The sequence below is a fragment of the Streptomyces acidicola genome (assembly GCF_009377235.1).
In the GTDB taxonomy this organism is placed as follows: domain Bacteria; phylum Actinomycetota; class Actinomycetes; order Streptomycetales; family Streptomycetaceae; genus Streptomyces; species Streptomyces acidicola.
Genome location: NZ_VMNX01000191.1, coordinates 1 through 18210 on the forward strand (window position 1 = coordinate 1; position 18210 = coordinate 18210).

The window sequence follows — 18210 nt, forward strand, 5'->3', positions numbered from 1 at the left end:
TATGAGGGCCCCACCACCGCATCCCGCCCCACCGCCCCCGAGACCGTCAGCCTCCACACGGGCGGCACCTGGCGCGACGTACCCCTGCACCGCCGCGAGCAGCTCCCGCCCGGCCAGACCGTCACCGGACCCGCGATCATCACCGAGGCCAACGCCACCACGGTCGTGGACGACGGCTGGCAGACGGCGGTCACCGGCGACGGCCACTTGGTCATGGAACGCGCGGCGGTTACGGAGAGTTCCGATCTCGACACGAAAGTCGACCCCGTTCTGCTTGAGGTCTTCAACAACCTCTTCATGTCCATCGCCGAACAGATGGGCGCCCGCCTGGAGTCCACCGCTCAGTCCGTCAACATCAAGGAGCGCCTGGACTTCTCCTGCGCCCTCTTCGACCCCGACGGCAACCTGGTCGCCAACGCCCCCCACATTCCCGTGCACCTGGGCTCCATGGGCACCAGCGTCAAGGAGGTCATCCGGCGCCGCGGCGACAGCATGCGCAAGGGCAACACGTACGCCGTCAACGACCCGTACCACGGCGGCACCCACCTGCCCGACGTCACCGTGATCACCCCGGTCTTCGACACGGAGGGTGACCGGATCCTGTTCTATGTCGCCTCGCGCGGCCACCATGCCGAGATCGGCGGCATCCAGCCCGGCTCCATGCCCGCGAGCAGCCACACCATCGAGGAGGAGGGCATCCTCTTCGACAACTGGCTGCTCGCCGAGGCGGGCCGCTTCCGCGAGGAGGAGACCCTCCGCCTGCTCAGCGAGGCCCCGTACCCCTCCCGCAACCCCAGGACCAACCTCGCCGACCTGCGCGCCCAGATCGCCGCCAACCAGAAGGGCGTCGACGAGGTCGCCCGCATGATCGAGAACTTCGGCCTCGGCGTCGTGCAGGCGTACATGAAGCACGTCCAGGACAACGCCGAAGAGGCGGTACGGCGCGTCATCGACGCCCTGGACGACGGCGAGTACGCCTACGAGACCGACTCCGGGGCCGTCATCCGCGTACGCGTACGCGTGGACCGCGAAAAACGCTCCGCGGCAGTCGACTTCACGGGCACGTCCCCGCAGCTCACCACCAACTTCAACGCACCCTTCTCGGTGGTGAACGCGGCCGTTCTGTATGTCTTCCGCACCCTGGTCGCGGACGACATCCCGCTCAACGACGGCTGTCTGCGCCCTCTCGACATCGTCGTCCCGCCCGGCTCGATGCTCGCGCCCGAGCCCCCGGCCGCGGTCGTCGCGGGCAACGTGGAAACCTCACAGGCCATCACCGGCGCCCTGTACGCCGCCCTGGGTGTCCAGGCCGAAGGGTCCGGGACGATGAACAACGTCACCTTCGGCAACGAGCGGCACCAGTATTATGAGACCGTCGCCTCCGGGTCCGGCGCGGGCGACGGCTTCCCTGGCGCGCCAGTTGTTCAGACCCACATGACCAACTCCCGCCTCACCGACCCCGAGGTTCTGGAGTGGCGCCTGCCCGTCCGTCTCGACGAGTTCTCGGTACGGCGCGGCAGCGGCGGCGCCGGACGCTGGAGGGGCGGGGACGGCGCCGTACGCCGTATCCGGTTCCACGAGCCCATGACGGTCTCCACGCTCTCCCAGCACCGCAGGATCCCGCCCTACGGCATGGCCGGCGGCGCACCCGGCGCCCTGGGCGCCAACCGGGTGGAGCGTGCCGACGGGGCCGTCGTACAACTCGACGGAAGTGATTCGGCGGAAGTCGGCCCCGGCGACGTACTAGTCATCGAAACCCCCGGCGGCGGAGGCTACGGGCCACCGCCGCTTGACCAAGAACAAGCAGGAAGAGAGACCGATGATCTTCGGGCGTTCTGAGCGCGGCAAGTCCCCGGTCGAGCCCGTCACGCTCAAGATCCTGGTGGCCGGCGGTTTCGGCGTGGGCAAGACGACCTGCGTCGGCGCGGTCAGCGAGATCAAGCCGTTAAGGACCGAGGAGGTACTCACTGAGGCCGGCCGCCCGGTTGACGACACCAGAGGTGTGGAAGGCAAGCGCACCACCACCGTCGCGATGGACTTCGGGCGCATCACGTTCCGCGAGGACCTGGTGCTGTACCTCTTCGGGACACCCGGCCAGGACCGCTTCTGGTTCCTGTGGGACGAGCTCGCCACGGGTGCCCTGGGCGCCATCGTCCTCGCCGACACCCGCCGCCTGGAGGACTGCTTCGCCGCCGTCGACTACTTCGAGCGGCGCTCCATCCCGTTCGTGATCGGCGTCAACTGCTTCGACGGCGCCGAGCGTTACCCCAGCGACGTGGTCCGCCAAGCCCTCGACCTCGACCCCGGCGTACCGATCGTGCTGTGCGACGCGCGTGACCGGGAGTCCGTCAAGGACGTCCTCGTCACTGTCGTACGGCACGCGATGACGCACGCGACCGAGCGCCGCCCGAGCGTGACGACCTGACGCCCGACGGATGAGCACGGCCCGTACCCCCGCCGACCGGGGTACGGGCCGTGAGCCGAGGCACGCGCGCGTGGACCCTCATACGGACGTGCACGAGCGGCACGCGCGCGTGGACTGGCGATTTCAGCTCGCGCCGTCCTCGTGCCAGCCGAAGCTCTTCTCCACCGCCTTGCGCCAGTTGTGGTACTCGCGGTCCCGGACGGGCGCCTCCATGTCCGGCGTCCACTCGGCGTCCTTCTGCCAGTGCGACTTCAGCTCGTCCAGATCGTTCCACACACCTGTCGCGAGGCCGGCCGCGTACGCGGCGCCCAGGCAAGTGGTCTCCGAGACCTTCGGGCGGATCACCGGCACGTCGAGGACGTCCGCCTGGTGCTGCATCAGGAGGTTGTTCTTGGTCATGCCGCCGTCCACCTTCAGGGTGGTGATCTTCACCCCGGAGTCCTGGAACATCGCGTCCACGACCTCACGCGTCTGCCAGCTCGTCGCCTCCAGCACCGCGCGCGCGAGGTGTGCTTTCGTGACGTACCGCGTGAGGCCGGTGACGACTCCGCGCGCGTCGGACCGCCAGTAGGGCGCGAACAGGCCCGAGAACGCGGGCACGATGTACGCGCCGCCGTTGTCGTCCACACTCGCCGCCAGGGACTCGATCTCGTCGGCGGTCCGGATGATGCCGAGCTGGTCGCGCAACCACTGCACCAATGCGCCCGTGATCGCGATCGACCCCTCCAGGCAGTACACCGGGGCCTCACCGCCGATCTTGTACCCCATGGTCGTGAGGAGCCCGCTCTTCGAGGGTACGGGCCTGTTTCCGGTGTTGAGCAGCAGGAAACTGCCGGTGCCGTAGGTGTTCTTCGCCGTTCCCACGTCGTAGCAGGCCTGCCCGAACACGGCCGCCTGCTGGTCACCGAGCGCCGACGCGACCGGCACGCCGGCGAGCTGGCCCACGGCGGTGCCGTACACCTCGGCGGAGGAACGGATCTCCGGCAGGACCGCCTCGGGGACGTTCATCGCCGAGAGGATCGAGGAGTCCCACTGGAGGGTCTCCAGGTTCATCAGCATGGTGCGGCCGGCGTTGGTGACGTCGGTGACGTGCCGTCCACCGTCGGTGCCGCCGGTGAGGTTCCAGATCAGCCAGGAGTCGATCGTGCCGAAGGCGATCTCACCGCGCTCGGCGCGGGCCCTGAGCCCTGGCACGTTGTCCAGCAGCCAGGACGCCTTCGGGCCCGAGAAGTAGCTGGCCAACGGCAGGCCCGTCTGCTCGCGGAAACGGTCCTGCCCGTCCGGGCCGCCGAGTTCGTTGCAGAGCGCGGACGTACGTGTGTCCTGCCAGACGATCGCGTTGTGCACGGGTTTGCCCGTGGCGCGGTCCCACAGGACCGTCGTCTCGCGCTGGTTGGTGATGCCGAGCGCGCTGAGCTGGTCGGCACGCAGGCCCGCCTTGGCGATCGCCCCCGCGACCACAGCCTGCACCTTGGACCAGATCTCGGTGGCGTCGTGTTCCACCCAGCCCGGCTTGGGAAAGATCTGACGGTGCTCACGCTGGTCGACGGCGACGATCGCCCCGTCCTGGTCGAAGATGATGCAGCGACTCGAAGTGGTGCCCTGGTCGATCGCGGCGACGTACTTCTGGGCGTTGTCCGGCATGACGTCCCCTTACGTCAGTTGCGTCAGAAGGCTGCGTTGTAGATGAGGCCCGCGAGCGCCCCTCCGAGCAGCGGGCCGACGACCGGGACCCAGGCGTAACCCCAGTCGGAGGTTCCCTTGTTGGGGATCGGCAGGAAGGTGTGCACGATGCGCGGGCCGAGGTCACGCGCCGGATTGATCGCGTAGCCGGTCGGCCCGCCGAGCGACAGACCGATCCCGACGACCAGCAGGGACACGATCAGCGCCTGGGTGCCGGACTCCCCGAGACCCTTCGTGAGTCCGAAGGCGAGGACGGGCAGGACGAGCGCGATCGTCGCGATGGTCTCCGTGACGATGTTCGCGACCGGATTCCGGATCTCCGGGATGGTGGAGAAGATGCCGAGGGTCGGAATCGGCTCGTCCGCCGAGCCCACCTTGGGGACGTTGGCCTGGAACTGCGCTAGGTAGACCAGGTACGCGAGAACCGCGCCCAGCATCGCGCCGACCATCTGCCCCAGCACGTACACCCAGACCTTGTCCCACTTCCCGGTGTCCACGGCGATGCCGAGGGTGACGGCCGGGTTGAGATGGCCGCCCGACAGGGGAGCGGCGGTGTACGCGCCGGCCAGCACGCCGAAGCCCCAGCCGAACGCGATGACGACCCAGCCCGAGGCCCTCGCCTTCGAGTGTCTGAGACTGACGGCGGCGCACACACCGGCGCCGAAAAGGATCAGGATCGCCGTACCTATGACTTCACCGACGAATATGTCTCCGTTGCTCATGGCGGCTCCTTGGCCCTGGGCCGGGGTGATCGACCCCGGTCCTCCGTGCAGGGTGCGTTTCCCATGGCTACGTCCGCCGAAGGCAGGGAGGGTCCCGCACCCCGCCCGGCGTCCATGTCGAGCGTCCGTCGCAGCCGAATCGCCCGTGGGGGATGGCCCGTTACGCAGGCAGGCTGCCCGAGCGGCGCAGTGCACAAAGTCACTCGAAAGTGGCGATGCCGACTGACACCCGGAAGTGTTCACCGGCGCCCAGGGAGCGTCAAGGTCGCGGACGGCAACGGTTGGTGGTGGCGATGAGGACTCTCCGGTGCCGCGACCCCTCAGGTCGTCAGGTTGACCACGGGCCGGAAGGCGAATCGGAGAGGGCGCCCATCGCCGCAAAGGTCACCGCACCGCGATCACCGACGATCCGTGCCCGAACAGCCCCTGGTTCGCGGTGACCCCCACCCGCGCACCCTCGATCTGCCGGTCGCCCGCGTCGCCCCGCAGCTGCCAGGTCAGCTCGCACACCTGGGCGATCGCCTGCGCCGGAACCGCCTCTCCGAACGAGGCCAGCCCGCCGCTGGTGTTCACTGGTATTCGCCCGCCCGGAGCCGTCGCGCCCTCCCGCAGCAGCTTCGCCGCCTCGCCCGCACCGCACAGGCCGAGGTCCTCGTACCACTGCAGCTCCAGTGCCGTGGACAGGTCGTACACCTCGGCGAGCGACAGGTCCTCGGGCCCCAGCCCCGCTTCCTCGTAGGCCGTGCGCGCGATGGACGCCCGGAAGGTCTCGGGGGCGGGCTCCACCGCCACCGCCGAGTCCGTTGCGATGTCCGGCAGATCCAGCACGGTGGTGGGATAGCGCGGCGTCACCGTGGACACCGCCCGGATCCGTACGGCCTCGGCCGCCCCGTGACGCCGGGCGAACTCCACGCTGGACAGCACCAGCGCCGCACCGCCGTCCGAGGTCGCGCAGATGTCGAGCAGCCGCAGCGGATCGGCGACCACTGCGGAGGCGGCGACCTCCTCGGCGGTGACCCGCTTGCGGTAGCGGGCGTACGGATTCAGCGCACCCAGGGCGGCGTTCTTCACCTTGACCTGCGCGAAGTCGTCCACCGTGTCCCCGTGCACCGCCATGCGCCGGCGCGCGTACAGCCCGAAGTACGTCGGGTTCGTCGCTCCCAGGACGCGGAAGCGCAGCCAGTCGGGATCGTCGGGCCGGTCCCCGCCCGCGGGCCGGAAGAACCCCTTGGGCGCGGCGTCGGCTCCCACCACCAGGACGACGTCAGCGAGTCCCGCGAGGATCTGCGCCCGTGCCGTGGCGATGGCCTGCGCCCCGGACGCGCACGCCGCGTACACGCTCGTGACGCGGGCCCCCTGCCAGCCCAGGGCCTTCGCGAACGTCGCCCCCGCCACGTACCCCGGATAGCCGCCACGCACCGTGTCCGCGCCGACGATCGAGCCGACGTCCCGCCAGTCGACCCCCGCGTCGGCGAGGGCCGCGCGTGCGGCCGCCGTCCCGTACTCGACGAAGCTCCTGCCCCACTTGCCCCACGGGTGCATGCCCACGCCGAGGACCGCCACATCACCCGTCATGCCGTCACCCCCTGTGACCCTGTCGGCCGCCATTGCCACGTCGTCCAGACCGTCTCCGCGTCTTCACCGAGTACGCCCGCGACGACCTCCACCTCCATGCCCACCGCCAGATCGGCGACGGTGACTCCGGGAACCGCCTGCCCGAGCACCACGAGGCGTTCGGCGGCCAGTTCCACAGCGATCAACGTGCGAGGCTCCCACGGAAGTTCCGGATCGGACACGTAGGGTGACGGAGGACGGTACCGTCCGTCCGTGTAGGACCACACGCGCCCGCGCTGCGAGAGCGGCACCTCCTTCAGATCACCCCCACCGCACCCCGGATTGCGGCAGTGGGCGTCCTCACGCGGGAAGAAGACCGAGGCGCACGCCGAACAGCGCGTGCCGAGGAGCCGGAACGCGTCACCCTCCCCGGTGAACCACCCCGTGACGACAGGTGTGCGTGTACGCGCCATAGCCCCTCCCCGGCAAAGAATCTGACAGGACGTCAGAAAGTTTGCCACGGGCAACCACAAATCGGCAGGGCGTCACGGTGAACCAATCGCGCCCCATTGGCGTCGGAGTATCGGGAGGGGCGTCCGGGGCCCACGGGGGTGGTTCCGGCCGCCTCTCCCTGCGTCCGTATGGCGCAGCGGCTGAGGCGACGGCTCAGACGCCGAGCCGGTAGAAGCGCCACAACTCGTGTTCGACGTCCAGCACCTCGACCGTGCCGTACCCGGCCTCCCGCGCGTACGCGCGTACCGTGTCCGGTCGCAGGACCGTGCCCGCCTCCACCTTGGCGCCCTCCGCGCGGGTCGCGGGCAGGCAGTGCAGCACGCTGAAGGCGTAGTTGATCCGGTCCAGTTCCGGACCCGGAGCGGTGAACTCCTCGCTCACCTTCTCGTCCGCGATCAACACCGCACCCGAGGGCGCCAGGAGCCGGCGCACCGAGGCCAGCACCCGGACCGGATCGGCCATGTCGTGCAACGCCTCGAACACGGTGACCAGGTCCACGGAACCGTCCAGGTCGATGCCCGCGGCGTCGGTCCGCGCGAACCCCACCCGCTCGTCCAGACCCGCCTCCCGGGCGTTGCGCCGGGCCTCACCCACGGAGGTGGCGTCCAGGTCGACGCCGGTGAGCCGGGCCCCGGGGAAGGCGCGGGCCAGCGCCATCGTCGACCAGCCCAGCCCGCAACCCAGATCGAGCACCCGCGCGCGGGGTTCGTCCGTCAGCCGCCGATGGACGTCCGGCATGGCGGCGACCCACGAACGGACCGTCTCGGGCCGGTACATGGGCCGGTTCAGCCCCGCGATGCCCTCGCGGGTCCCCCGGCCGTAGTGCTCGTACGGCACGCCGCCGCCCGTGGCGAAGGCCTCGAGCAACTTGGGCAGGGTCTCGGCGAGCGAGACGACGAACTGGGGACCCGTGGCCAGGTACAGCGGATCGTCCCGGTCCACCAGCACCCGTTGGTACTCGACGGGCAACTCGAAGAGCCGCTCGTAGCCGTCCTCTCCGGCGGGCCCGGAGGCGGTCAGGATGCCGGCCACGGCCTGCTGCTCCAGCCACTCGCGGGCGTACCGGGCGTGGATACCCGCGGTCTTCGACAGGTCGCGGGGCGTCATGGGGCCGTGCGAGGCCAGCGCCTCGTACAGACCGTGGCGGACTCCGAGGTCGACGGTGAGGATCTCCAACGCCGCACGCAGCCCTGTGACGACCTCCGCGGCCAGCTGTTCGGCATCCGGGGTGCGCTCCGGTGGGACGTTCATGATCGATCCGACCTCCGCAGACGTGCTCGGTACCGTCACCGTCCCACAGGGCGGTACCACCCGCGAGAGCACACGCCCGTCCCGCACACGCAACGAGCGTGCGCCCTCCGCGCACTGCCATCTGTCGGAAAACCCCGCCGACTGGTACATGGAAGGCCCATGAGGAGACTCACACCACGACTGCGCACCCTGCTCATCGCCGCCACGTCCCTGCTCGCCCTGACCCTGACGGCCACACCGGCCCGGGCGACGCCCGAACCCAAGGCCCCCGAGGACTTCGTCGCCCTCCGAACCGTCGACCCGACCATCCTCCAGGACATCCGCTACTTCACCCGGCACAACTTCATGGGCGACCGCGTAACCGGCTACAAGCAGCCGCTGTGCATCCTCACCCGCCCCGCCGCCGAAGCACTCCACAAGGCCCAGGTGAAGCTCCTCAAGCGGGGCTACACGCTGAAGGTGTACGACTGCTACCGGCCGCAGCGCGCCGTCGACCACTTCGTCCGCTGGGCCAAGGACCTCGACGATCAGCGGATGAAAACCGAGTTCTACCCCCAGGTCGACAAGACCCGCCTGTTCACCGACGGATACATCGCGGAGAAGTCCGGCCACAGCCGAGGCTCGACGGTGGACCTCACACTCGTGAAACTTCCCGCCGGGCCGACCCGCCCGTACATTCCCGGAGAACCTCTGGTGCCCTGTTACGCACCTCGCGATGAGCGCTTTCCCGACAACTCCGTGGACATGGGCACGGGCTACGACTGCTTCGACACGCTCTCCCACACGGACGACCCACGGATCACGGGCAAACAGCGCGCCAACCGGCAGCTCCTGAAAGGCACCCTGGAAGCCCTCGGATTCCTGAACCTGCCCGAGGAATGGTGGCATTTCACCTACAAACCGGAATCGTACCCGGACACCTACTTCGACTTCCCGGTGACCAGGAAATCCCTCACGCACGCACATTGAGCCGCCCCCGGGAGACGCCCCTCACACGATCGGATACAGTCCGCCGCGTGTCCGTAATTCAACAACCAAACGCCAACTCCGCGGCGGACTCTCACTGTTCGAGCTGCGGAGCGCCCTACGGAGAGGGCGTCTCCGGCTGGCCCCGCACCTGCCCGGCCTGCCACACGGTCGCTTACCGCAACCCGCTGCCCGTGGCGGTGGCGCTGCAGCCCGTGTACGACACCAAGGGCACAGCCCTGGTCGTCATCACCCGAACCATCGCACCCGCGCGCGGTAGCACTGCCCTGCCCGGAGGGTTCATCGAGCAACAGGAGGACTGGCGCGGCGCCGTCGTGCGCGAGCTCAAGGAGGAGACGGGCATCGACGCTCCCGAGCGCGACGTGCGCCTCGCCGACGCGATGAGCTCACCCGACGGCCACCTGCTTCTCTTCGGGCTCCTTCCGGAACGTCCGGCCGCCGACCTGCCCCCGTCCGCCGCCACGGACGAGACGGAGGGCTGGCAACTGCTCCACAGGCCGGCCGAGCTCGCCTTCCCGCTGCACACTCTGGCGGTCCAGGCGTTCTTCGAGGGCCGGTACATCTGAGTCACGACCGGGCGAGCCCGCGTACCCGCACGGGGTACGGGGGCTCGCCCGGTCCGTCGTTCCCGGCCCGCTTCACGACCACCCGCCGCTTCTTCCAGCGCGTCACATACCGTTCGACCTCCGGTTCGTCCCAGCCCTCGCCCAAGTCGGCCACCACGAGCCCGCCCCCGGTCCGTCCGTGCTCCGGCGCCCACGCCTCCAGCTCCAGTCCGCCGTCGGCGCCTCGGACAGGCAGGACGGAGCCCGCGCGCGCGAGCACCGGGATCCGCGACAGAGGCGCCTCGATCAGCACCTGCCCCGGCCCCTCGTACACCTTCTCGGTCACCGTGTCGTACCAGCGCCCCCGCGGCAGCTGCACCGCGCGCCGGTCGGCACCCGGATCCAGCACCGGCGCCACCAGGAGACAGTCACCGAGCAGGAAGGCGTCCTCGCAATCGCGCAGTGCCCGGTCCTCGGGCGCACCCCACCAGACCGGCCGCACATAGGGCGCTCCCGTACGCCGCGCCAGATGCGCGAGCGTCATGAAGTACGGCAGCAGACGCCGCCGCCCGACGAGCGCCACGCGCGCGTGTGCCAGTACCTCGTCCCCGAACTCCCAGGGCTCCCTGCGCCCCGCCCGCAGACTCGCATGCGTACGGAACAGCGGCAGATACGCGCCCAGCTGGAACCACCGCAGATACAGCTCCGGAGACGGGCTCCCGTCGAAGCCTCCGACATCGGGGCCCGAATACGGCACCCCGCACAGCCCCAGCCCCATCACCAGCGACAGCGACGCCCGCAGCCCCGGCCAGCCCGTCGCCACGTCCCCCGACCACGTGCCCCCGTAGCGCTGCATACCGGCCCACCCGGAGCGCGAGAACAGAAACGGCCGCTTCTCGGGGAGGAGTCTCCGCAGGCCTTCGTATCCGGCCCGGGCCATGCACAGTGCGTACACGTTGTGCGCCTCCCGGTGGTCACCGCCCCGGCCGTCCAGATCGTGCCGCGCGGACCGCGGCAGCGTGTTCTCGCCGAAGGCCGTGAACGACGTCGGCTCGTTCATGTCGAGCCAGAACCCCGCGAAACCCTGCGCCAGCCGCTCCTCGTACAGCCCACCCCACCACGCGCGCACGCGCGCACGCGTGAAGTCCGGGTACACCGACTCCCCGGCCCACACCACGCCCTCCACGGTCCGGCCCGCCGCGTCCCGCACGAACGCGTCCTCAGCCGTCCCGCTGTCGTACACCGCGTTGCCCGGCTCGGCCTTCACCGCCGGATCGACGATCGACACCAACCGGATCCCGTCCCGCCCCAGTTCCTCGGCGAGCAACGGCAGCTTCGGGAAATGCTCCTTGTCGACCGTGAACACCCGGTGCGCGTCATAGTGGTCGATGTCCAGATGGACCGCGTCCAGCGGCAGATCGTGCTCCTGATAGCCCGAGACGATCCGCCGCACCTCCTGCTCGCTCCCGAAACCCCACCGCGCGTGATGATGCCCCAACGCCCACGCGGGCGGCAGCGCGGGCGCCCCGGTGAGCGCGGCCCAGGCGTGGAGCACGCGCGCGGGGGTGCCCACTACCATCCAGCACCGCAACGGGCCGCCGTCCACGCGCAACTCGCTCGTCCCCGCCCGGTCGTGCCCGGAACCGGCGCCCTCCTCACCCTCGCGCAACGTCACGGTGCCGTCCCACGAGGTGTCGTGGAACACCAGGTGTGTGCCCGCGTCGGCCACCACCATCTGCACCGGCATGGTGATGTACAACGGATCGTCACCGGGAACGAACGTGTGTCCGGGGTCGGTGTTCCATAGGCGGTATGTTCCGTCACGCAGCCGAGGCCCCGACGCGCGCCCTCCCAGACCGAAGAACCGCGCGTCGGCCGGCACCTCGGAACGCTGCATCCAGCGCGCCCCGCCCCCAGCCGCAGGTTCCCACCAGCGGGGCGGCAAGTCCCGCCGCAGCGGCACCCCGCCGGGCGTCTGCACCTCGACGGCTCCGTGCCGCGAGACGATGACCGTGACGCGCTCCGCCACCACCCGCCAGGCCCCGTTCTTGTCCGGCTCCAGAACGGCCCGTGGATCGGGCTCCGGGCTCCGGTCCGCGAGCGCGTACGAAGGCTCCGGCCCGGCACCGTCCCAGCCCCAGAACACAGCGCCGCTCGAGGTGACGGTGATCCGCAGCTCGGACCGGGCGAACCGGACGACGCCGCCACCGGGCCCCGGCTCCACCTCCCGCACGGGCCCGGGCACCCGCGCGCGCTCGGCACCCCGCTGGGGCAGCCCGGCTGCATCCGTACGCCTCCTGCGCCATGCGGCCCGCACGGTGCGCAAACCCTGCGCCGCCCCCGCCGAGCCGACCGCTTTCACCGAACGCACCAGGTCACGACCGTCCATGCTGCTCACCCTGCCACTGACTCACCCATGGTGGTGAGTCGTTCAACTGCCGTTCACCCGTGGTGAGGGCACATCTTCACGGCGCCGACCATGTGCGGCGCACCCTGGTGTAGAAGTCGATCACATGGCATCGTCCGTGTCAGCCACGTGACGCGCACACCCCAGCCCGTGCGACAGCCGCACACGACGCGCACAGCCCCGGGAGCCGCCCCATGACCTCAGCGAACGCCGCACTGCTCTGGCAGCCCGATCAGGAACGCATCGCCCGGGCACAGGTCACGAAGTTCCAGGCCTGGGCCGCCGAGCACCACGGAGCCCCGGCCGAAGGCGGATACGCGGCCCTGCACCGCTGGTCCGTCGACGAACTTGAGAGCTTCTGGAAAGCCGTCACCGAGTGGTTCGACGTACGGTTCTCCACCCCCTACGCGCGCGTACTCGGCGATCGCAGCATGCCGGGCGCCGAATGGTTCCCCGGAGCGACCCTCAACTACGCCGAACACGCCCTCCGCGCCGCCGCCACCCGCGCGGACGAACCGGCACTCCTGCACGTCGACGAAACCCACGAGCCACGCCCGGTGACCTGGGCCGAACTGCGCCGCCAGGTCGCCTCGCTCGCCGCCGGACTGCGCACCCTCGGCGTACGCCCCGGAGACCGCGTCAGCGGTTACCTCCCGAACGTTCCCCAGGCCGTCGTCGCTCTCCTCGCCACTGCCGCCGTCGGTGGCGTCTGGACGTCCTCTGCCCCCGACTTCGGGGCCCGCAGCGTCCTCGACCGCTTCCAGCAGGTCGAACCGGTCGTCCTGTTCACCGTCGACGGCTACCGCTACGGCGGCAAGGAGCACGACCGTCGCGACACCGTCGCCGAACTCCGCCGAGAACTGCCCACCCTGCGCGCCGTCGTCCACATCCCGCTCCTGGGCACCGAAGCCCCGGACGGCGCTCTGGAGTGGTCCGCGCTGACCTCCGAGGACGTGGAACCCGTCTTCGAGCAGGTCCCGTTCGACCACCCCCTGTGGGTCCTGTACTCCTCCGGCACCACCGGCCTTCCCAAAGCCATCGTCCAGTCCCAGGGCGGCATCCTGATCGAGCACCTCAAACAGCTAGGCCTCCACTGCGACCTGGGCCCCGAGGACCGTTTCTTCTGGTACACGTCCACCGGCTGGATGATGTGGAACTTCCTCGTCTCCGGCCTCCTCACCGGCACCACGATCGTCCTGTACGACGGCAGCCCCGGATACCCGGACACGGGCGCCCAGTGGCGCGTCGCCGAACGCACCGGAGCGACCCTCTTCGGCACCTCCGCCGCGTACGTCATGGCCTGCCGCAAGGCCGGCGTCCACCCCGCACGCGACTACGACCTCTCCCGCGTGCAGTGTGTCGGCACCACGGGCTCACCGCTGCCGCCGGACGGCTTCCGCTGGCTGCACGACGAGTTCACAGAAGCGGGGGCCGACCTGTGGATCGCCTCCGTCAGCGGCGGCACCGACGTGTGCTCCTGCTTCGCAGGAGCCGTCCCCACCCTCCCCGTGCACATCGGCGAACTCCAGGCCCCCGGCCTCGGCACCGACCTCCAGTCCTGGGACCCCAGCGGCAAACCCCTCACCGACGAAGTCGGCGAACTCGTGGTCACCAACCCGATGCCGTCCATGCCGATCTACTTCTGGAACGACCCCGACGGCGCCCGCTACCACGACAGCTACTTCGACACCTACCCCGGAGTCTGGCGCCACGGTGACTGGATCACGGTCACCGCACGAGGCTCCGTCGTGATCCACGGCCGCTCGGACTCCACCCTCAACCGCCAGGGCGTTCGCATGGGCTCGGCCGACATCTACGAAGCCGTCGAGCGCCTCCCTGAGATCAAGGAGTCCCTCGTCATCGGCATCGAACAGCCCGACGGGGGCTACTGGATGCCCCTCTTCGTCCACCTCGCCCCCGGAGCCGTCCTCGACGAGGCCCTCCTGAACCGCATCAAACAGACCATCCGCGAACAGCTCTCCCCGCGCCACGTCCCCGACGAGGTCATCGAGGTCCCCGGGATCCCGCACACTCTGACCGGCAAACGCATCGAGGTCCCGGTCAAACGCCTCCTTCAGGGCACTCCCTTGGAGAAGGCAGTCAATCCCGGCTCCATCGACAACCTCGACCTCCTGCGCTTCTACGAGGACCTGGCCCGCGAACGCTCCTGAGTCGCCCACCCCTGTCCGACGGGCGTTGTCAGTGCCACCGGTTACTGTGAGTGAGCATTGATCGACTGCGCACAGGGGGAAAGATGGCACACACCCGGCACCAGACCATGCGACGCGTCCTGCGCCGTGAAATCGCCGGCACCATCGGCCTGCTCACGGACGAGCACGACTTCACGGCGATGCGGCGCTACCGCACCTTCACCTTCGACGACCACACGACCTACCTCCAACAAGTCGAGGCCCTGCTCAGGACGCTCGCCTCTCAAGGCAGCCACACCACCGTCGCCCTCTTCGACCCCGAGGAGTACGCGGAATTCTGCGCCGAGACCGGCCTGGAACCCGACGCTCCGACCAGCCGCACCCGCTTCACGGCCGAACTGGCCGCCACGGGCCCCAGCCTCCCGTACCAAGGACAGCCCCTCGACGATCTCGTGCCGGAACTCGTCGACGAGGCAGTCCGCCAGGCCACATGGCAGTACGCGACCACACTCCTGGCCAGTATCGGCGCGTGCGCCTCCTGCGGCGAGGACATCGGGCACGCCGCCTTCCTCCGCGCCTCGGACCTCCTCACTCGCATCCTCGACACCGCGGGGCCGGGCGAGCGGCACATGGTGTGCAGCGTCTCCGCCACACCCGAACCACTCGTCGCCGCCCTGTGGGCGGACGAGAAGCCCGACGGCACGATCCACCTCGACGAAACCGAAGCCCTCGAATTCACCACGATCCTGGCCGTAGGCATCGCCACCCAGTGCCCCGGCGGCCTCGTCGTGCGCGCCAGCGCCGCCGACGCGACCGACCGCGTCTACGGCTGGTGCCTGCGCGGAGAAGGACTCAAGCCCCTCACCGCGGGCGAGGTCTTCGACGCCTACTGCACCGACATCGAATCCGGCGATCTCGTTTCCCCTGAATCAGGAGTCGACTACTGCGCCCCACCCGACCTCGGGGACACAGGCACGCTGAGGGGAGGCCACGCTCACTGAACGCGCCAGGGGCGCTCCACCTTTGGATGGAGCGCCCCTGGGCGGGCGCCGATCGTGACGCCGATATGCGGCCCAAACAGGCGTTACTCGCCGGACAGCACCGCTTGAGCCGCGTTGCGCGCCTCCTCAGCGGTGTCCGCCGCACGCGCCGCAGCCGCCGCACGCTCGCACTGCGCCAGCGTGTACTTCGCCAGCGTCGCTCGCACATAAGGAATCGACGCTGCGCCCATGGACAGCGAGGTGACACCCAGACCGGTCAACACACACGCCAGCAGTGGGTCGGACGCCGCCTCACCACAGACACCGCAGCTCTTGCCCTCGGCATTCGCCGCTTCCGCGGACAGCGCCACCAGGTCGAGCAGCGCGGGCTGCCACGGGTCCTGCAGCCGGGACACCGCGCCCACCTGACGGTCCGCAGCGAACGTGTACTGCGCGAGGTCGTTCGTCCCCAGCGACAGGAACTCGACCTCCTGGAGGATCGACCGGGCCCGCAGTGCCGCCGACGGGATCTCCACCATGGCCCCGAACTTCGCCTGCAGCCCGGCCGTACGGCACGCGTCCGCGAACGCCTTGGCGTCCGTACGGTCCGCCACCATCGGAGCCATGACCTCCAGGTAGACCGGCAACCCCTCCGCGGCCTTCGCCAGGGCGGTCAGCTGGGTCCGCAGCACCTCCGGGTGGTCAAGGAGGGTCCGCAGCCCTCGCACGCCCAGCGCCGGGTTCGGCTCGTCCGCCGGGGTCAGGAAGTCCAGCGGCTTGTCCGCCCCCGCGTCGAGCACACGCACGACGACACGACCCTCGGGGAACGCCGCCAGCACCTGCCGGTACGCCTCGACCTGCTTCTCCTCCGACGGCGCCTTCTTGCTGTCGTCCAGGAAGAGGAACTCGGTACGGAAGAGGCCGACTCCCTCGGCCCCTGCCTCGACGGCGGCCGGCACATCCGCGGGCCCACCCACATTGGCCAGCAGCGGTACCTTGTGCCCGTCGGAGGTGGCACCCGGACCGGTCGCAGCGGACAGCGCCGCCTTACGCTCCGCCGCGGAGGCTTCCAGCGCGGCTTTCTTCTGCGCATTCGGCTCAACGAAGATCTCACCGGTGCTGCCGTCCACAGCGATCACCGTGCCCTCGGCCAACTCACCGGCACCCGGCAGCGCAACCACGGCCGGTACTCCGAGCGCCCGCGCCAGGATCGCACTGTGGCTGGTCGGCCCGCCCTCCTCGGTCACGAAACCGAGCACGAGCGTCGGATCCAGCAGCGCGGTGTCGGCCGGCGCCAGATCACGCGCAATAAGAACGTACGGCTCGTCGCTGTCCGGCACACCCGGCATGGGCACCCCGAGCAGACGGGCGACGATACGGTTCCGCACGTCGTCCAGGTCGGCCACACGACCGGCGAGATACTCACCGGCACCCGAGAGCAGCGCCCGATACGCGGCGAACGCGTCGTAGACCGCACGCTCGGCCGTGCTGCCGACCGTGATGCGGCGGTCCACGTCCGCCATCAACTCGGGATCCTGCGCCATCATGGCCTGGGCTTCGAGCACCGCCTGGGCCTCGCCGCCCGCCAGGTTGCCCCGCGCCATCAGATCGGCCGCCACGGCTTCCACCGCTTTGCGGGCGCGCCCTTGCTCACGCTCCGCTTCCTCCGCCGGTATCTGCTTGGCAGGCGGCTCCAGGACCGCCGTCCCCATGTGCCGAACCTCGCCGATCGCCACACCGTGGCTCACCCCGACGCCTCGCAGCGTTGTCTCCATCTCACCCGTCTCCGATAGTGCGGCGGATCCACCGCCGCCGTGGTTGTCCCGACTCGCCGTCTCGTACGGCGCTGCTGTCACTGCCAGCCGAAGAGCTCGTCGCCGGCCTTGACGTCACCGTCGACGCGGAGGCCGGTGAGAGAGTCGGCCGTGGCCTCGATTGCCACGATCGGGCAGATCGGAGACTTGCCCGCGGTCTCGACGGCGCTGGGATTCCAGCGCACCACGGCTTGGCCGCGCGTCACGGTGTCGCCCTTGTTGACGAGCAGCTCGAAGCCCTCACCGTTGAGCTGCACGGTGTCGACGCCGAGGTGCGTGAGCACACCGTGGCCGCCACTGTCGACCACGACAAAGGCATGTGGATGGAGAGAAACGACAACCCCGTCCACGGGAGCGACGGCCTCGGAGGCCTCCCGTACGGGGTCGATTGCGGTACCGGGTCCTACCATCGCTCCCGAGAAGACGGGGTCGGGTACCGCGGCGAGTCCGATGGCCCGCCCGGCAAGGGGGGACGTCACGGTGGTCATGGGAAGCCTCCCAGAGGAGATTCATATGGGCCGTCACTGCCTGTCCCGGACGGCGCACTGGGGAGCAGGGTATGTCATATGAACTGCCGGTTCCGTGTGAGACGTACGGGATGGCGGCCGTCGAGCCCCGCGTAATGGATTTGCGCCCGCTCCAGACCCAGATGTACAGTCGTACCCCTGCTTGGGGCCGAGCGACACGATCAGGTGTCTCAGTCCGGCAGGCGTCCAACTTGTCAGACCCTCTCTTGAGGCATCTTCTGCGTGTCCGCAGAACGGTGGTCAGAGAGAAGGAAAAACACTGATAGAGTCGGAAGCACCGAAGGGAAGCGCCCGGAGGAAAGCCACGAGAGGGTCTCTCGGGTGAGTACAAAGGAAGCGTCCGTTCCTTGAGAACTCAACAGCGTGCTAAAAATCAACGCCAGATATGTTGATACCCCGTCTCTCCCGATTCCGGGAGGGCGAGGTTCCTTTGAAATACAAACACAGCGAGGACGCTGTGAACCGAGGGGACTATTCCTCTCCTTGGTTCCGCTCTCGTGATGTGTTGCCGGGATATCCCGGAAGCATTCACGGAGAGTTTGATCCTGGCTCAGGACGAACGCTGGCGGCGTGCTTAACACATGCAAGTCGAACGATGAAGCCCTTCGGGGTGGATTAGTGGCGAACGGGTGAGTAACACGTGGGCAATCTG

The 18210-nt window shown here is 69.4% G+C and carries 14 protein-coding genes and 1 rRNA gene; 7 read left to right on the top strand and 8 right to left on the bottom strand.

Going from position 1 to position 18210, the window contains the following annotated elements; genetic code table 11:
- The coding region (locus FPZ41_RS34460; protein WP_194236311.1) for a hydantoinase B/oxoprolinase family protein at nt 1-1839 on the top strand (1839 nt) is incomplete at its 5' end.
- Nucleotides 1820-2425 (top strand): GTP-binding protein, encoded by a 606-nt coding sequence (locus FPZ41_RS34465; RefSeq protein WP_152867515.1) that lies wholly within the window; start codon nt 1820-1822, stop codon nt 2423-2425. The genes FPZ41_RS34460 and FPZ41_RS34465, both read left to right, overlap by 20 nt.
- Nucleotides 2426-2548: 123 nt before the next feature.
- Here the strand turns inward: FPZ41_RS34465 and glpK are convergent, their stop codons facing one another.
- The 5 genes from glpK to FPZ41_RS34490 form a co-directional block, all read right to left on the bottom strand.
- On the bottom strand, nt 2549-4069 hold the full coding sequence (gene glpK / locus FPZ41_RS34470) for a glycerol kinase GlpK (protein ID WP_152867516.1): 1521 nt from the start codon (nt 4067-4069) through the stop codon (nt 2549-2551).
- 23 nt (nt 4070-4092) lie between these two features.
- Nucleotides 4093-4830, bottom strand: coding sequence for an MIP/aquaporin family protein (locus tag FPZ41_RS34475; protein WP_152867517.1), 738 nt, complete (start codon nt 4828-4830; stop codon nt 4093-4095).
- A gap of 384 nt (nt 4831-5214) precedes the next feature.
- A complete protein-coding gene (locus FPZ41_RS34480) occupies nt 5215-6405 on the bottom strand; it encodes a lipid-transfer protein (RefSeq protein WP_152867518.1) in 1191 nt (396 codons plus the stop codon).
- Nucleotides 6402-6857, bottom strand: a complete 456-nt coding sequence (locus tag FPZ41_RS34485; RefSeq protein WP_152867519.1) for a Zn-ribbon domain-containing OB-fold protein — start codon at nt 6855-6857, stop codon at nt 6402-6404. The genes FPZ41_RS34480 and FPZ41_RS34485 overlap by 4 nt, the downstream gene beginning before the upstream one ends.
- A gap of 193 nt (nt 6858-7050) precedes the next feature.
- On the bottom strand, nt 7051-8148 hold the full coding sequence (locus FPZ41_RS34490) for a class I SAM-dependent methyltransferase (protein ID WP_152867520.1): 1098 nt from the start codon (nt 8146-8148) through the stop codon (nt 7051-7053).
- A gap of 159 nt (nt 8149-8307) precedes the next feature.
- Here FPZ41_RS34490 and FPZ41_RS34495 point away from each other — a divergent pair, with 159 nt between their 5' ends.
- Both FPZ41_RS34495 and FPZ41_RS34500 read left to right on the top strand, forming a co-directional pair.
- A complete protein-coding gene (locus tag FPZ41_RS34495) occupies nt 8308-9117 on the top strand; it encodes a M15 family metallopeptidase (RefSeq protein ID WP_152867521.1) in 810 nt (269 codons plus the stop codon).
- A gap of 47 nt (nt 9118-9164) precedes the next feature.
- Nucleotides 9165-9701, top strand: a complete 537-nt coding sequence (locus tag FPZ41_RS34500; RefSeq protein WP_322621089.1) for an NUDIX domain-containing protein — start codon at nt 9165-9167, stop codon at nt 9699-9701.
- Between the two features lies 1 nt (nt 9702).
- On the opposite strand, the gene FPZ41_RS34505 is transcribed toward FPZ41_RS34500, so the two are convergent.
- On the bottom strand, nt 9703-12069 hold the full coding sequence (locus FPZ41_RS34505; protein ID WP_152867523.1) for a glycoside hydrolase family 31 protein: 2367 nt from the start codon (nt 12067-12069) through the stop codon (nt 9703-9705).
- A gap of 212 nt (nt 12070-12281) precedes the next feature.
- On the opposite strand from FPZ41_RS34505, the gene FPZ41_RS34510 reads away from it, so the two are divergent.
- Nucleotides 12282-14258 carry an acetoacetate--CoA ligase gene (locus tag FPZ41_RS34510; protein WP_152867524.1) on the top strand — a complete coding sequence of 659 codons (1977 nt, stop codon included), beginning with the start codon at nt 12282-12284 and terminating at the stop codon, nt 14256-14258.
- A gap of 83 nt (nt 14259-14341) precedes the next feature.
- Nucleotides 14342-15238 (top strand): hypothetical protein, encoded by an 897-nt coding sequence (locus FPZ41_RS34515; protein WP_152867525.1) that lies wholly within the window; start codon nt 14342-14344, stop codon nt 15236-15238.
- Between the two features lie 83 nt (nt 15239-15321).
- On the opposite strand, the gene ptsP is transcribed toward FPZ41_RS34515, so the two are convergent.
- Both ptsP and FPZ41_RS34525 read right to left on the bottom strand, forming a co-directional pair.
- Entirely contained in the window at nt 15322-16992 is a 1671-nt protein-coding gene (gene ptsP / locus FPZ41_RS34520; protein WP_152867526.1) for a phosphoenolpyruvate--protein phosphotransferase, read from the bottom strand.
- A gap of 77 nt (nt 16993-17069) precedes the next feature.
- Nucleotides 17070-17519, bottom strand: a complete 450-nt coding sequence (locus FPZ41_RS34525) for a PTS sugar transporter subunit IIA (protein WP_131564046.1) — start codon at nt 17517-17519, stop codon at nt 17070-17072.
- A 566-nt stretch (nt 17520-18085) separates the two neighbouring features.
- On the opposite strand from FPZ41_RS34525, the gene FPZ41_RS34530 reads away from it, so the two are divergent.
- A 16S ribosomal RNA gene (locus FPZ41_RS34530) occupies nt 18086-18210 on the top strand; the annotation flags it as partial.

Coding starts and splice junctions, on each gene's coding strand:
- FPZ41_RS34465 (WP_152867515.1), top strand. CDS start 1,820: ATGATCTTCGGGCGTTCTGAGCGCGGCAAGTCCCCGGTCGAGCCCGTC.
- glpK (WP_152867516.1), bottom strand. CDS start 4,069: ATGCCGGACAACGCCCAGAAGTACGTCGCCGCGATCGACCAGGGCACC.
- FPZ41_RS34475 (WP_152867517.1), bottom strand. CDS start 4,830: ATGAGCAACGGAGACATATTCGTCGGTGAAGTCATAGGTACGGCGATC.
- FPZ41_RS34480 (WP_152867518.1), bottom strand. CDS start 6,405: ATGACGGGTGATGTGGCGGTCCTCGGCGTGGGCATGCACCCGTGGGGC.
- FPZ41_RS34485 (WP_152867519.1), bottom strand. CDS start 6,857: ATGGCGCGTACACGCACACCTGTCGTCACGGGGTGGTTCACCGGGGAG.
- FPZ41_RS34490 (WP_152867520.1), bottom strand. CDS start 8,148: ATGAACGTCCCACCGGAGCGCACCCCGGATGCCGAACAGCTGGCCGCG.
- FPZ41_RS34495 (WP_152867521.1), top strand. CDS start 8,308: ATGAGGAGACTCACACCACGACTGCGCACCCTGCTCATCGCCGCCACG.
- FPZ41_RS34505 (WP_152867523.1), bottom strand. CDS start 12,069: ATGGACGGTCGTGACCTGGTGCGTTCGGTGAAAGCGGTCGGCTCGGCG.
- FPZ41_RS34510 (WP_152867524.1), top strand. CDS start 12,282: ATGACCTCAGCGAACGCCGCACTGCTCTGGCAGCCCGATCAGGAACGC.
- FPZ41_RS34515 (WP_152867525.1), top strand. CDS start 14,342: ATGGCACACACCCGGCACCAGACCATGCGACGCGTCCTGCGCCGTGAA.
- ptsP (WP_152867526.1), bottom strand. CDS start 16,992: ATGGAGACAACGCTGCGAGGCGTCGGGGTGAGCCACGGTGTGGCGATC.
- FPZ41_RS34525 (WP_131564046.1), bottom strand. CDS start 17,519: ATGACCACCGTGACGTCCCCCCTTGCCGGGCGGGCCATCGGACTCGCC.